The sequence below is a fragment of the Dactylosporangium thailandense genome (genome assembly GCF_059739745.1).
In genome coordinates this window covers 10790090-10803673 of record NZ_AP029195.1, presented here as the reverse complement: position 1 = coordinate 10803673, position 13584 = coordinate 10790090, and the positions used below count along the sequence as shown (strand labels likewise).

General features: G+C 72.4%; 15 protein-coding genes. 5 read left to right on the top strand and 10 right to left on the bottom strand.

Going from position 1 to position 13584, the window contains the following annotated elements; genetic code table 11:
• Positions 1-29: 29 nt before the first annotated feature.
• Entirely contained in the window at positions 30-755 is a 726-nt protein-coding gene (locus tag AC6JBM_RS48390; RefSeq protein WP_497980322.1) for a GntR family transcriptional regulator, read from the top strand.
• Between the two features lie 23 nt (positions 756-778).
• Here the strand turns inward: AC6JBM_RS48390 and AC6JBM_RS48385 are convergent, their stop codons facing one another.
• The 5 genes from AC6JBM_RS48385 to mca all read right to left on the bottom strand — a co-directional run bounded on the left by AC6JBM_RS48385 (position 779) and on the right by mca (position 6222).
• Positions 779-1414, bottom strand: a complete 636-nt coding sequence (locus tag AC6JBM_RS48385) for a hypothetical protein (protein ID WP_497980321.1) — start codon at positions 1412-1414, stop codon at positions 779-781.
• 115 nt (positions 1415-1529) lie between these two features.
• Positions 1530-2156: a TIGR03086 family metal-binding protein gene (locus AC6JBM_RS48380; protein ID WP_497980320.1), complete on the bottom strand. Its 627-nt coding sequence runs from the start codon at positions 2154-2156 to the stop codon at positions 1530-1532.
• A gap of 112 nt (positions 2157-2268) precedes the next feature.
• Positions 2269-4890 carry a putative bifunctional diguanylate cyclase/phosphodiesterase gene (locus tag AC6JBM_RS48375; RefSeq protein WP_497980319.1) on the bottom strand — a complete coding sequence of 874 codons (2622 nt, stop codon included), beginning with the start codon at positions 4888-4890 and terminating at the stop codon, positions 2269-2271.
• Between the two features lie 224 nt (positions 4891-5114).
• Entirely contained in the window at positions 5115-5336 is a 222-nt protein-coding gene (locus AC6JBM_RS48370; protein ID WP_350612155.1) for a hypothetical protein, read from the bottom strand.
• A 4-nt stretch (positions 5337-5340) separates the two neighbouring features.
• Positions 5341-6222 carry a mycothiol conjugate amidase Mca gene (gene mca / locus AC6JBM_RS48365; protein WP_497980318.1) on the bottom strand — a complete coding sequence of 294 codons (882 nt, stop codon included), beginning with the start codon at positions 6220-6222 and terminating at the stop codon, positions 5341-5343.
• 97 nt (positions 6223-6319) lie between these two features.
• Between mca and AC6JBM_RS48360 the strand changes: the two genes are divergently transcribed.
• Positions 6320-6745: a DUF4307 domain-containing protein gene (locus AC6JBM_RS48360; protein ID WP_497980317.1), complete on the top strand. Its 426-nt coding sequence runs from the start codon at positions 6320-6322 to the stop codon at positions 6743-6745.
• 87 nt (positions 6746-6832) lie between these two features.
• Positions 6833-7333: a transcription elongation factor GreA gene (gene greA / locus AC6JBM_RS48355; RefSeq protein ID WP_350612024.1), complete on the top strand. Its 501-nt coding sequence runs from the start codon at positions 6833-6835 to the stop codon at positions 7331-7333.
• A 30-nt stretch (positions 7334-7363) separates the two neighbouring features.
• Here the strand turns inward: greA and ilvA are convergent, their stop codons facing one another.
• From ilvA to AC6JBM_RS48335, 4 genes are read right to left on the bottom strand one after another with little or no spacing between them, the layout of a single operon-like run.
• Complete coding sequence (gene ilvA / locus AC6JBM_RS48350; protein ID WP_497980316.1) at positions 7364-8587, bottom strand: threonine ammonia-lyase; 1224 nt, start codon at positions 8585-8587, stop codon at positions 7364-7366.
• Positions 8584-9210 carry a hypothetical protein gene (locus AC6JBM_RS48345; RefSeq protein ID WP_497980315.1) on the bottom strand — a complete coding sequence of 209 codons (627 nt, stop codon included), beginning with the start codon at positions 9208-9210 and terminating at the stop codon, positions 8584-8586. The genes ilvA and AC6JBM_RS48345 overlap by 4 nt, the downstream gene beginning before the upstream one ends.
• Positions 9207-10595: an amidase gene (locus AC6JBM_RS48340; protein WP_497980314.1), complete on the bottom strand. Its 1389-nt coding sequence runs from the start codon at positions 10593-10595 to the stop codon at positions 9207-9209. The genes AC6JBM_RS48345 and AC6JBM_RS48340 overlap by 4 nt, the downstream gene beginning before the upstream one ends.
• Positions 10596-10637: 42 nt before the next feature.
• Positions 10638-11777, bottom strand: coding sequence for a cystathionine gamma-synthase (locus tag AC6JBM_RS48335; protein WP_350612020.1), 1140 nt, complete (start codon positions 11775-11777; stop codon positions 10638-10640).
• A gap of 33 nt (positions 11778-11810) precedes the next feature.
• Here AC6JBM_RS48335 and AC6JBM_RS48330 point away from each other — a divergent pair, with 33 nt between their 5' ends.
• On the top strand, positions 11811-12227 hold the full coding sequence (locus tag AC6JBM_RS48330; protein WP_497980313.1) for an HIT family protein: 417 nt from the start codon (positions 11811-11813) through the stop codon (positions 12225-12227).
• A 63-nt stretch (positions 12228-12290) separates the two neighbouring features.
• Positions 12291-12962, top strand: coding sequence for a peptide-methionine (S)-S-oxide reductase MsrA (msrA, locus tag AC6JBM_RS48325; RefSeq protein ID WP_497980312.1), 672 nt, complete (start codon positions 12291-12293; stop codon positions 12960-12962).
• Between the two features lie 79 nt (positions 12963-13041).
• Here msrA and AC6JBM_RS48320 read toward each other — a convergent pair whose 3' ends face one another.
• Positions 13042-13518 (bottom strand): hypothetical protein, encoded by a 477-nt coding sequence (locus AC6JBM_RS48320; RefSeq protein WP_497980311.1) that lies wholly within the window; start codon positions 13516-13518, stop codon positions 13042-13044.
• Between the last annotated feature and the right edge of the window lie 66 nt (positions 13519-13584).

Genomic DNA, 13584 nt, shown 5'->3' with positions numbered 1-13584 from the left:
GCTTCAGCTTCAGGCTCCAGGAGGACCGGTTGCCCCGCGACGGCGAACCCCGCTACCGCGCCATTGCGACCGACCTGGCCGCGAAGATCCACAGCGGCTTCTACGCCCCCGGGGCGGCCCTCCCGGCCCAGCGCGACCTGAGCACCGCCTACGGCGTCACCTTGATGACCCTGCGGCAGGCCCTGCGCCAGCTGAGCGACGAGGGCCTGATCGTCCAGCAACCGGGGCGGGGCACCTTCGTGTCCCCGCCCCACCTGGCCTACCGCCTGGGCTCCCTGCGCAGCCTGACCGACGACCTGCGGGAGCAGGGCTTCGCGGTGGCCACCACGGTGATCTCGTCGACCCTGACGGACTCGAAGACCTTCGGCGGGCGTGCCCTGCGCCTGGAGCGGGTCCGCACGTTCGCCGGCCGCCCCTCGGTCCACCAGGTGTCGTGGGTGCCGGCCCCGTACGCCACCCCCTTGCTGGAGGTGGACTTCACGACGACGGCCCTGTACACGGCCCTGTCGAACGCGGGCGTCCCGGTCCTGCGGGCGACGGAGACCGTGAGCCCGGGCCTGCTGGACGCCACGTCGTCGGCGCTGCTGGCCGAGCCCGCGAACACCCCGGTCTTCATCAGCACGCGGCAGACGTACACAGTGGACGACACGCTGGCGGTGTCGGACCGAGCGGTGATTCTGGGCTCGGCAATGGAGATCCGGGCCGAGCGAGCGGCGACGGCCCTGTCCATGACGTGGTCGGGCACGGCCCCCTAGAGCCTTCTTCGCCCTGGCGGCACTCAGACGTGTCCCCGCAGCGATTCGTCGTACGTCACCACGGGATTCCCGCCGAGCACCCCCTTGGCCGCCCGCTGGAACGCCGTGGCCTCGCTGGGCCGCCGAAGCCGCACGGCGATCTGCGCACAGCCACTCCCCCCGTCGAGCCGAGTCATCGCCCCCGCCGGCAACAACGCCACGGCATCCGGCTGCCCGGAGGGCCGGGCCACGACCCCGACCACGCTCCCCGCCACCCCGCGCCCGCCCCGCGTCACGGTGACCCGGTCCCCGAGCTTCAGCCCCCGCCCGTCCACGGCAAGCATCTCGGCGTCGCCCCGCACCGCCCGCCCTTGCACCAGCGCCGCCCGCTGCAGCCCCGGGCTCCGCACCGCCGTCAGCACCGTCACCTGCTCGAGCTGGAGCCGCCCGCTCGCGATCCCCACGTCGTACAGCGTGTCGTCGCACTCGACGGCCTGCGCCTGCGGGAGCCCGGCGAGCCGCTCGACCTGCGGCGGCGTGAACCGCCCGACGAGCCGCACGTCGGCGCCCCCGGGCAGATCGGCGAACCGCTCGCTCCCCCCGAAGTGATCGAGCACGACAAACGCCCCAACCGCGGCGACCACAAACCCGGCGACCCCGGCAATCCCCCGCCTGCTCACATTCGGTGACGCTAGGGCAACGGAACTCCAACGCCGAGCACCCGCCCGGTGTGTCAGCCCTCGATCACCCGTTGCCTCACATCCGTCCACAGTGGATGAGGAGCGGCGGCACCGGTCAGACCGCGGACCCGGCGGTCCAGCGGGGGTCGCGGCCGAGGTAGCGCAGGAGGGTCGCGGTGTCGTCGTCGGAGGGGTCGGCGGGCAGGACCGCGGCGTACGCACCCCAGGCCCGGAGCGGCTCCACGAGCTCGTGGGCGACCTTCAGCAGGTCGCGCGACAGGGCGTTGGTGAGCGGGGAGGGCTGGTCGGTGGCGAGCGCGATGTCCCAGGCGTGCACTGCGGCGTCGAGCGCGCAGGCGCCCGCGGCGAGCCAGCCCGGGAGCTTGCCCTGCGGGAGCGGGGTGGCGACCTCCGCGGCGTTCTGCGGCACGGTGGCCCACGCCGCGGCGGAGGCGCGCATGGCCTCGTCGGCGAATTCGGCAGGGTTGTCGGCAGGGTTGTCGGCCGTGTCGAAGTGGCCCGTCGGGGCGAAGGGGTCGAACGCCGGCCAGCCGGAGCCGGTGATCGAGGCGGCGTAGCCGAGCTGGTCGCCGGCCGCGTGCTGGAGGACCTGGGCCACGTTCCACTGGGCGCACGGAGTCGGGCGCGTCCAGTCGCCGGCCCGGACGCCCGCGACGGTGGTGCGCAGGGCGAGGTGAGCCTCGTCCAGCACGGCCCAGGTGCTCGTCAGCTGCTCGTTCATGATTGCGGCTCCCATCGTGTCGCCCTCTCGCTTGCACCTCCAGCCTATCAGAACGGAACGTTCCATTCCAATAGTCGGGCACGGCGGGGCGCTGAAGGAGTCGCGTGGTGGATCAGCCGGTGCCCTCGGCCCTCAGGTGGCGGCGCTGGACCTGGCGGCGCTCGCGCAGGACGGACTGGAGACTCTCCGGTGACATCGGCGGGTAGAAGAGGAAGCCCTGGGCGGCCGTGCAGCCCAGCTCCGCCAGCCGGGCCCGCTGCTCCGGGTTCTCCACTCCCTCCGCGACCACGCGGAGGCCCATCCGGCGGCCGAGGTCCACCGTGGTCTGGACGATCGCGCCGGCCTTCGGCGAGTCGAGCATCTGGGCGACGAACTCGCGGTCGATCTTCACCTCTTGGACCGGCACCCGGGTCAGGAGCGTGAAGGCGGAGTAGCCGGTGCCGAAGTCGTCCACGGCGAGCTGCACGCCCAGGCGGCGGACACGCGCCAGGACGTCGTCGATCACCGGGGAGTTGGAGAGCATGACGGTCTCGGTGATCTCCAGGACGAGAAGCTCGGCCGGGAGGCGGTAGCGGCCCAGGAGTTCCTTGATCGTCTCGGGGAGCTGGCGCTCGGCGAGGCTGCGGGCCGAGATGTTCACGGCGACCGGCACGGCCGAGCCGGCCCGGCGCCAGCCCGCGGCCAGGAAGATGGCCTTCTCCAGGACCCAGTGGGTCAGGGGGCCGATGAGCTCGCTCGCCTCCACGGCCGGGAGGAACTGCGCGGGCATCAGGCGGCCCCGGCGGGGATGACGCCAGCGGATCAGGGCCTCGACGCCGGTGACAGGAGCGGCGCCGGCCGCGAGGGCGATGGCCGGCTGAAGGTCCAAAGTCAGCTGCTCGTCGCCGGTGGTGGCGTTCAGGGCCTCGCGGAGTTCGGCCAGGAGGGCCAGGCGGTCGGTGCTGGCGTCGTCGCGCGCCGGGTCGTACCAGGCGACCGGCTGGCCGCCGTTCTTGGCCTGGTACATGGCGATGTCGGCGCGGCGCAGGAGCTCGGTCAGGTCGGCGGAGCCGGCGGCCGCCACGACCACGCCGATGGAGGTCTCCTTGGACATGACCACACCGTCGATCTCCATGGGCGCCGCGATCTGGGCGCCCAGGCGGCGCGCCCGCTCCACGGCGGCGGCCAGGGCCAGGTCTTCGGCGCCGTCGGCCAGGTCGGTGATGAGGATCGCGAACTCGTCGCCCCCCAGGCGGGCGTGGAGGTCGGTGGAGGGGTGGCCGTCGTTCGCGGCGGTCGGGTTCGCGGGCGGGTCCGGGGAGTACGACGGGCCGGGGGCCGACCGGGCGAACATGGGCGAGGAGGCGGTCCTGGGGCGCGGGATGACCGGGCCGGAGGGCTGATCCTCGGTTGCGGTGCCTTGGACCCGGCGCGCGATCACCTTCAGGACCTCGTCGCCCGCCGTGTGGCCCAGAGCGTTGTTGACCTCTTTGAAGTCGTTCACGTCCAGGAGGAGCAGGGCCACCGGGGCGCCCGGCGAGCGGGCGGACAGCCGGCCGTTGCCCCTCGCCAGCAGGGCCGCCCGGTTGAGGAGGCCGGTCAGCGGGTCGCGCACGGCGTCGTAGGTCGTGCGCTCGCTCATCGCTCGTAACTCGTCGTGCGTGATGGCGTCGTGCAGGGCCGCGGCCAGGGCGTCACCGAAGGTCGCCAGCATCAGGCGGTCCCTCGATCGCCGGGGCTCCGGGCCGGCCAGCCGGAGCTCACCTACCGGCACCGAGCCGACCGTCAGGGCTCGGCTGGTGTACGGACCCGGGGGGAGATCGCCGTGGGAGCGGCCACCCGAGAGGACGATCTTGGCGGCCGGGACGCGGAAGAGGCGCACCGCGCCCGCGATGCCGGCCATCGCCGCGTCTCGTTCGTCCAGGCGGTTCAGGTCGCGGGCCACTTCGGCGAACTCGGCCCACGTGCGGCGCTCGTCGTCCTCGCCGATGCGGTTCGCGTAGAACTGGTGCATCAGCCAGAGCACGGGAGGCAGGAGCAGGAGCAGAAAGCCGCTGGTGGCGCAGGCCCAGACGATCACCAGGCCGACCGCCACATTGCCGATCAGCATGAGCGGGATGCTCGTGGCCATGGACGACACCGTGTCGCGCAGGTCGCCGCCGGCGGCGACGATGCGCAGGACCACGAGGGCGAACGTGGCCACGAAGTACACGGCGGCGGCCGCGCACAGGGCCGCGATGAAGCGCGGCGGAAGGCCCTCGCGGGCGGTGCCGTTGCCCCAGATCGCGACCATGACCAGCGTGGCCAGGGCGGCGCCCACGGTCAGGGCCGCCACGCCGTAGATGCTCTCGCGGACGGGGCGGGCGCGGCTCGCACGGGCGTCGACCAGGTGCAGGGCGGCGTGGGCGGCGGCGAAGCCCAGCAGGGCCACGGGCGGGACGACCTGCGGGGGGAGGTTCGCGAGCAGCACCACGATCGCGGCCTCGCCCCAGGCCAGCCGGGCCAGGCCGCCGCCCGCGCGCACGCGCACGCGGGCCAGCTGCGAGACCATCGCCACGGCGGCGCCGGTGAGCACGGCCGACGGTACGGGCGGCAGACCTTGGATGTTGAACCGATTCAACGCGGCGGCGACGGCTCCCTCGGGGAGACGCGTGGCGGCCACCAGCGCGGCGACGACGCTCAGCCCGGCGGCCGCGACCATGAGCGCGACGAGCCGGGACGGCAGTGCCCGATGCGCACGCGCCAAGGCGATCACCGCCACCCCCGCGGGAGCGCGGCGGCCCTCTGCCCGATGGCGACAGCGAGAGACGAGGGCGGGTGGAACGGGGCGCGCGCCATCGCGGTCACCATTGCTCCCTTCCCTGCCTCACAGGGATGCGCGCACGGCGAAGCAAACACGCACCCCGTGAAGGCTAAGCCACGCAGGAAAGGGACAACAGTGGCCAGCGATGCGTTTCTAACTCAGATCGCTGCTACCGACTACTCAGACGATGTGGTCGAGTCGTTCCGGTCCGGGTTCTTGTGGGCGTCCGGATCGGGGAACTCGGCCGGCAGGCGGCGGATCCGCGCGGTCATGTTGCGGATCAGGAACACCGTCGCGATGCCCAGGAGCACGATGATGAGCAGCCCCATGGGGCCGGCCAGGCCCCCGGAGCGGGTGTCGCCGAAGTTGTTCTCGGCCAGGACGGCCAACGCGCTCATACCCTCACCTTACGCCGGTGAAGAGGTCGTCCTCGGGCGTGGTGGTCTCGACGAAGCTCTTGACGAGCTCGTAGTCCTCCGTGGGCCAGATCTTCTGCTGGATCGGCATCGGCACCGCGAACCAGAAGCCGTCCGGGTCGACCTGGGTGGCATGGGCGCGCAGGGCGTCGTCGCGGACCTCGAAGAACTCGCCGCAGGGGACCCTGGTGGTGACGCGCTGGTCGGGGTCGGGCCGGTCCTCGCCGTCGCGGCGCTCCTGCCACTCCTTGAGCCACTCGGTGTAGGGCGACTCGCCCGTCGCCTCCAGCATGGCCTCGTGCAGGAGCGTCATGCGCTTCCGCGACCAGCCCATGTTGTAGTAGAGCTTCAGGGGCTGCCACGGCTCGCCGGCGTCCGGGTAGCGCGACGCGTCGGCGGCGGCCTCGAAGGCGACCATGCTGACGTTGTGCGTCATCACGTGGTCCGGGTGCGGGTAGCCACCGCGCTCGTCGTAGGTGGTGATGACGTGCGGCTTGAACGTGCGGATGAGCTTGACGAGGGGCTCCGCGGCGACCTCGGGGTCCATGAGCCCGAAGCAGCCCTCGGGCAGCGGCGGCAGCGGGTCGCCCTCGGGGAAGCCCGAGTCGACGAAGCCGAGCCACTCCTGGCGGACGCCGAGGATCTCGCGGGCGCGGTCCATCTCGGCGCGGCGGATCTCGCCGATGTTCTCCCAGATCTCCGGGCGGTCGAGCTTCGGGTTGAGCACGCTGCCGCGCTCACCTCCGGTGCAGGTCACGACGAGGACGTCGACCCCCTCGGCCGAGTATTTCGCCATGGCGGCCGCGCCCTTGCTCGACTCGTCGTCGGGGTGTGCGTGCACCGCCATCAAACGCAACTGCTCGGTCACGAGCTATCCCTCCAGAGAGACCCACCGCGAGGCGAGGAAACGGAACGACCCTATTGTGGTCGGTACCTCTGACAAAAAACGACGAGGACGCACTCCCGTGACCACTGCCAAAGAGACGCACACCACAGTCAAGTACCCGCCGGGCCGCTACGGCCGGCGGCGCGAGCCGCTGCCGCAGCGCCGCTGGCTGGTGGTCGCGCTGGCCGCGGTGGTGGCCGCGGCCGGGCTCGCGATCGCGTGGCAGCTCTTCCAGCAGTACGGTCCGCAGGACTTCGAGCCGCAGGTCCAGCGCTTCTACAACGTCACCGACGACGGCATCACCGTCGACTTCGTGGTGCGCAAGGAGCCCGACCAGCGCGCGACCTGCAGCGTGCGGGCGCGCTCGGCCAGCGGCCAGGAGGTCGGGCTGGCCCAGGTGGACGTGCCCGAGGGGGCGGAGGCGTACGTCACATATCGGCTGGCGACGAGCGATCGGCCGGTCACCGTCGAGGTCCCCGCGTGCGGGCCGCTGAAAAGCAGGTAACGCCCGGGAAAATTCAAGTGGCCGCGGTGATGCGAGTCACTGGTACTTTGGTGGTTTGACCCGAGCGTGCTTGTAAGGAGATCTTCAGTGTCGACCACCGACGGCAACCAGGCCACCACCTGGCTGTCGCAGGACGCCTATGACCGGCTGCAGGCCGAGCTCGACGAGCTCATCGCCAACCGCCCGGCAGTAGCTGCCGAGATCAACGCACGCCGCGAAGAGGGCGACCTGCGCGAGAACGGCGGCTACCACGCCGCCCGCGAGGAGCAGGGCAAGGCCGAGGGTCGGATCTTGTACCTCAAGGAGTTCCTCCGCAAGGCGGTCGTCGGCGACGCGCCCACCTCGGACGCGGTCGCGCCCGGCACCGTCGTCACCATCCAGTTCGACGACGACGAGGACGACACGGAGAAGTTCCTCCTCGGCTCGCGCGAGATCGCCGCGACGACCGACCTGACGGTCTACAGCCCGGAGTCCGCCCTGGGCAAGGCGATCCTGGGCACCAAGCAGGGCGACATCGTCACCTACACGGCCCCCAACGGCGCCGCGATCACGGTGAAGGTCATCGCCTTCGAGCCCTTCGCGGGCTGAGCAGGCGTCGAGAGCCCTACGGACGGCGGGCTACACGCCGAACGTCACCGTGTAGCCCGCCGACCTCAGGGCGTTGACCAGGCGATCCGAGTGCTCGGACCCGCGCGTCTCGACGGACAGCCCGAGCTCGACCTCCCCCAGCTGCAGCCGCGAGTCCTGGCGGCGATGAGCCACGTCGACCACGTTGGCGCCCTGCTCCGCGATGTACGTCAGCAGCTTCGCCAAATGCCCGGGCCGGTCCCCGCAGCGCACGGTGAACGTGAGGTACCGCCCCGCGGCCGCGAGCCCGTGCTCGATCACCCGCAGCATGAGCATCGGGTCGATGTTGCCGCCGGAGAGCACCGCCACCACCGGCGTCCGCACCGTCACGACCCCGGCGAGCAGCGCGGCCACCCCGACGCTCCCGGCCGGCTCGACCACCATCTTCCCGCGCTCGAGCAGCATGAGCAGCGCCCGGGAGATGTCCTCCTCGGTGACCGTCACGACCTCGTCGACGAGCTTGGCCACGTGCTCGAAGGTGATGTCCCCGGGCCGGCCGACCGCGATGCCGTCGGCGATCGTCCCGAAGTTCTCCAGCCGCACCGGGCGACCCTGGGCCAGCGAGGGCGGGAACGCGGCGGCGTCCGCGGCCTGCACGCCGATGACCCGCACGTCCGGGCGCAGCGCCTTGATCCCGACGGCGAGCCCGGAGATCAGCCCGCCGCCGCCGACCCCGGTGATCACGGTTTTGACCTCGGGCACCTGCTCGAGGATCTCGAGGGCGACGGTCCCCTGCCCGGCGATGACGTCGGGGTGATCGAAGGGGTGAATGAACACGGCGCCGGTGCGCTCGGCGAACTCCTTCGCGGCGACCAGGGCCTCGTCGACGGTGGAGCCCGCGAACTCCACGGTGGCGCCGTAGCCCTTGGTCGCGGCGATCTTGGGCAGCGGGGCGCCGTGCGGCATGTAGACCGTGCTGCTGATGCCGAGCAGCCCCGCGGCCAGCGCGACGCCCTGCGCGTGGTTGCCGGCGCTGGCGGCAACGACCCCGCGGCGGCGCTCCTCGGCGGAGAGGCGGGCGAGCCGGACGTATGCGCCCCGCACCTTGAACGAGCCCGCGCGCTGGAGGTTCTCGCACTTGAGCCACGCCGGGCCGCCGAGCTTGGCGGTGAGTGGCCGGCTCGGCTCCACCGGGGTCAGGCGGGTCACGCCGGCCAGCAGGTGCCGTGCCGCTTCAATCTCGGCCAGCGTCACGAGATCCGAGGAGACGGTCATGGCCCGATCGTCCCACCAACGACTCCGCGCAGCCGGGCCACCCGTCCGTACTGCGCGGAGGTCACATTGGCGATCAGGAAGAGTGCGGCCCCCGCGGCCAGAACGAACAGGGCGGCCGGAGGCAGATAGAGGATCAGCTCCCGCCCGAACAGGTACGCGGCCAGCGCGTCGTCCACCGGGTGCCCGGCCCGGGCCTGGTCGCGCACGGAGGCGATCTCCGCCGCGGTCTCGTGCCCCGCCAGCCAGGCCACCCAGGCCCACACCAGCGCCACGGACGCCGTGCCGTAGAAGACCCACTGCAGGATCGTCACGCGGCGACGCAGGTCCGGCGCCCGCCCGACGCTGTCGACGACCCGGCGCGACCGGACCCCGAAGGCGACCAGATTGCCGCGGGCCCGAAGCAGCCAACCGGCCCAGGCCACGGCGGCTATCAGCAGGCACCCGACGAGCAGGGTCCGGGCGAACCATCGCAGGAACAGGGCGACCGTCGCGGACTCGACGCCGGGGTGATGTACCGCATGCAGATCGGCCAGGGGCAGGAACGCGATCCCGAGGTTGACCAGCGCCGCGGCCGCGACGCCGAGCATCGCGGCCGCCGCCAGGCCCGATATCGCTCGGATCATCGGCGCCGCGCGGCGACGCGGGGCCACCCGGGCGCGTGCCGGCGCCAGGGCGAGGCCTGCTCCAGCTGACCGGCCAGGGCGAGCAGCAGCGGCTCCGCCCCGGGCGGGCCGACGAGCTGCACCGCGGCCGGCAGCCCGTCGGGGCGCACCCCGACCGGGAACACGAGCCCGGGGAAGCCGGCGAAGTTCCACGGCGCCGCATAGGGCGCATAGCGGGTGTTGACCAGCATGTTCGCGGCCCACGAGCGCGCCGACCAGCGGTCCGCGGACGGGGGCGCGGCGGCCAGCGCCGGGGTCACGAGCACGTCGAAGCCGCCGTCGCCGAACCAGTTGCGGCAGCGCTCCCGCCAGGTCGCCCGGTCGGCGTCGCGGACCAGGCCCTGCTTGAGCGCCCGCTCGCCGAGGGCCACGTGGCGGCGGGTCCGCGGCTGCAGCGCGGCCTTGTCCAGCTCGGCGGCGTCGAGGCTCGCGGCCCCGAACCAGGTGGACAGCACCCGGGCGGCCAGCGCGGGCGGATACGACGGGTCGGCGCGCACGGCGGCGTGGCCATGGGCGAGCAGCAGCCGTACCGCATCGCTGAGGCCCTTGCGCGACCCGGCGTCCGGCCACACCCCCGCGACCGGGCTGCGCAGCGACACGGCGACCCGAAGCCGGGCCGGCTCGGTGAGCGCGTGCGGGGTGCGCCCGGCCAGCACCGAGTAGCCCAGGTGCGCGTCGGCGACGGTGGTGGCCAGGATGCCGTTCTCGGCCAGCCCGTACCAGTCGTTGCTCCCGATCCCGGCCGGCACCGAGCCCGAGCCGGGCTTGAGCCCGACGATGCCGCAGCAGGCGGCCGGGATGCGGATCGAGCCGAGCCCGTCGTTGCCGTGCGCGATCGGCACCAGCCCGGCCGCGACCGCCGCGGCCGAGCCGCCCGAGGAGCCGCCGGGCGTGCGGTCGGTCCGCCACGGGTTGCGCGTGACGGTGCCGGCGTCGTCGGTGGTGGCCCAGATGCCCAGCTCCGGCATCCGGGTCACGCCCACGACCACCGCCCCGGCCCCGCGCAGCCGCCGGACGACCTCGTGGTCGCGGTCGGCCACGGGGCAGCGCGCGGTGGCCGAGCCGTTCCACGTCGGCAGCCCCGTGACCGGGACGTTCTCCTTGACCGCGACCGGCACCCCGGCGAGGGCCAGGTTCGCGAGGTTCGGCTGGTCGTCGACGATCTCCGCCTCCGCGATCGCGGCGCCCCCGCGGACCTCGCGGAAGGCGCCGACGATCCGGTCGTAGGCGCGGATGGAGTCCAGGTGATCGGCGACGACGGCCGTGGCCGAGGTGTCGCCGCGGCGCACCGCACGGGCGATCTCCCTGGCCGTGGCCCCTACCCAGGTGGTTGCGCGGTCCAGCATCGATGACACCTTCCGTACCCGTCCGTGGTGCGGTCAAGTGTGTCAACGAGCGAGCGCGTACTCCAGATCGGCCAGAAGATCGTCGATCGTCTCGATTCCGACGGACAACCGGACGAGGTCCCCCGGCACCTCCAGCGGGCTGCCGGCCGCGCTCGCGTGCGTCATCCGGCCCGGGTGCTCGATGAGCGACTCGACGCCGCCGAGCGACTCGCCGAGCACGAACAGGCGCGCGCGGTTGCAGATCTCGACCGCGTGCTCCTCGGACTGCGCGCGGAAGCTCACCATGCCGCCGAAGCGCCGCATCTGCTTGGCCGCCGTCTCGTGCCCGGGGTGTTCGGGCAGCCCGGGGTACAACACCTGCGAAACGGCCTTGTTCCGCGACAGGAACTCGACGACCTTCTCGGCGTTGTCGCAGTGGCGGTCCATGCGCACGCCGAGGGTCTTGATGCCGCGCAGGGTCAGCCACGCGTCGAACGGGCCGTTGATCGCGCCCATCGCGTTCTGGTGGAACGCCAGCTCGCCCATCAGCTGCTCGTCGGCGCCGATGAGCGCCCCGCCGACGACGTCGGAGTGCCCGCCGATGTACTTCGTCGTCGAGTGCACGACGAGGTCGGCGCCCAGGTGCAGAGGCTGCTGGAGGTACGGCGAGGCGAAGGTGTTGTCGACCACCAGCAGCGCCCCGCGGTCGTGCGCGACCTGGGCCAGCGCGGCGATGTCGGCGATGCCCAGCAGCGGGTTGGTCGGCGTCTCGACCCACACGATCCGCGTGCGGTCGGTCATCGCGGCGCGGATCGAGTCGACGCTGTGGATCGAGGCGGCGCTCCAGGTCAGGCCCCAGCGCTCGGCGACCTTGGAGAAGAGGCGGAACGTGCCGCCGTAGGCATCGTCGGGGATGACGACGTGATCGCCGGGGCGGCAGACCGTGCGCAGCAGCGTGTCCTCGGCGGCGAGGCCGGAGGCGAAGGTGAGCGCGCGGCGGCCGCCCTCGAGCGCGGCGAGGCACTCCTGCAGGGCGTCGCGGGTCGGGTTGGTGGTGCGGCTGTATTCGTACCCGAGCCGCGGGCTGCCGACGGCGTCCTGGGCATAGGTGCTGGTCTGGAAGATCGGCGGGACGACCGCTCCGGTTGCCGGGTCCGGGTCCTGCCCCGCATGGATGGCGAGGGTTTCGAAGCCGTGGGTCATGGGCCGACAGTAGTCGCGACTAGGCTGGCGATCGTGTCGGACTGCCTGTTCTGCTCGATCGCGTCGGGCGCCTCGCCCGGCTACCTGGTGGCCTCGACGGACACCGCCGCCGCCTTCCTCGACATCCGCCCGGTGTTCAAGGGCCATGTGCTCGTGGTGCCCAAGGCGCACGTGGTCACGCTGACCGATCTCGACCCGACGGACATCCCCTCGTACTTCACCTTCGTCCAGCGGATCGCGGCGGCCGTCGAGACCGGGTTGTCCGCGGGCGGCACCTTCGTCGCCATCAACAACCGGGTGTCACAGAGCGTCGCCCATCTGCACACGCATGTGGTACCGCGGACGAAGGGCGACGGCCTCAAAGGCTTCTTCTGGCCGCGGACGAAATACGCGAGCGAGGAGGAGGCGTTCTCCTTCGCGGAGAAGGTCTCCGCCGTAATGAGCTCATAAGGCATCGCGGCGCATTTCGCGGCAGACTTGAGCCCGAAAGCCTCAAGTTTTAAGGAGCGGATCGTGTTCCTGCGGTACAACAAGCAGCTTGACCTGCCGACCGCCGAGTCGGCCATCCCCGGGCGCGACACCGAGATGCCGGTCGCCGCGAAGCACACCGTCCTCGGCACCCCGCTGCGCGGCCCCTGGCCCACCGGGCTCGAGGTCGCCTACTTCGGCATGGGCTGCTTCTGGGGCGCGGAGCGCATCTTCTGGCGGATTCCCGGGGTGTATTCCACCGCGGTCGGCTACCAGGGCGGCTTCACGGCGAACCCGACGTACGAGGAGACCTGCTCGGGGCGCACCGGGCACACCGAGGCCGTGCAGGTGGTCTACGACCCGGCCAAGGTGTCGTACGAGACGCTGCTCAAGGCGTTCTGGGAGAACCACGACCCGACCCAGGGCATGCGCCAGGGCAACGACGTCGGCACGCAGTACCGCTCGGCGATCTACACCACCACGCCGGCCCAGGCGACCGTGGCCGAGGCCTCGCGCGCGGCGTTCGCACCGGTCGTGCAGAACGCGGGCCACGGCGAGATCACGACGGAGATCGGGCCGGCCGGGCCGTTCTACTACGCGGAGGACTACCACCAGCAGTACCTCTCCGACGCCAAGAACCCCGGCGGGTACTGCAACCACGGCCCGAACGGCATGACGTGCCCCATCGGCGTCGCAACCGTCCCCGACGCCGTCTGACCTGCCGGAACCACATGGCCGCCAGCCACGCTGGCGGCCATTCTGTTCGGAACGATCAGATCGGGCCAGACGTACAACTTCAACGTTCGTTCGGTACGCCCCGCAGCCCGAGCGTCGCGTGGCGGGCTCGCTCCTCGCCCGGGTACTGCTCGCCGAACAGCCGCGGAATGACGGCCAGCCCGAAGCCGACCGCCAGCGGCAGGAGCACCAGGAGCACCGGCCCGTAGGCGATGATCCCGCGCCCGGCGTCGCGCTCGTGGGTGGGCGCGTGGCGCAGCCAATGCCGCCCCCAGAACACGCCGGGGACGACGAGTGCCGCGTACACGTAGCTGACCACGTCCTCGCCGCGCGATGAGCTGTGCGCGGCCGCGCCGCCGAGCAGCCACACCATGGCCGCCGCGCCGCCGAGGGTGCCCAGCACCGCCGCGGCGGCGGCCAGAGCCCGGCGGCGGCGGTACTGCGGGCCGCGCTCCAGCCAGGTGGTACCGATCCACCGCAGCGTCACCGCCGGCCCGTCCGGCGTGTCCCGGACGTGCAAGACCCGCTCGACCGCCATGCGCCGGCCCCCGTTCCCCGCTACGACCGCCACGCCGCCCCGACGGGGCAGCGACGCGCACTGTAC

What these genes read in the sequence shown, in the direction of transcription:
- AC6JBM_RS48380 (WP_497980320.1), bottom strand. Translation starts at nt 2,156, where the DNA reads ATGAACGAGCAGCTGACGAGCACCTGGGCCGTGCTGGACGAGGCTCAC.
- AC6JBM_RS48370 (WP_350612155.1), bottom strand. Translation starts at nt 5,336, where the DNA reads ATGAGCGCGTTGGCCGTCCTGGCCGAGAACAACTTCGGCGACACCCGC.
- ilvA (WP_497980316.1), bottom strand. Translation starts at nt 8,587, where the DNA reads ATGACCGTCTCCTCGGATCTCGTGACGCTGGCCGAGATTGAAGCGGCA.
- AC6JBM_RS48345 (WP_497980315.1), bottom strand. Translation starts at nt 9,210, where the DNA reads ATGATCCGAGCGATATCGGGCCTGGCGGCGGCCGCGATGCTCGGCGTC.
- AC6JBM_RS48340 (WP_497980314.1), bottom strand. Translation starts at nt 10,595, where the DNA reads ATGCTGGACCGCGCAACCACCTGGGTAGGGGCCACGGCCAGGGAGATC.
- AC6JBM_RS48335 (WP_350612020.1), bottom strand. Translation starts at nt 11,777, where the DNA reads ATGACCCACGGCTTCGAAACCCTCGCCATCCATGCGGGGCAGGACCCG.
- AC6JBM_RS48320 (WP_497980311.1), bottom strand. Translation starts at nt 13,518, where the DNA reads ATGGCGGTCGAGCGGGTCTTGCACGTCCGGGACACGCCGGACGGGCCG.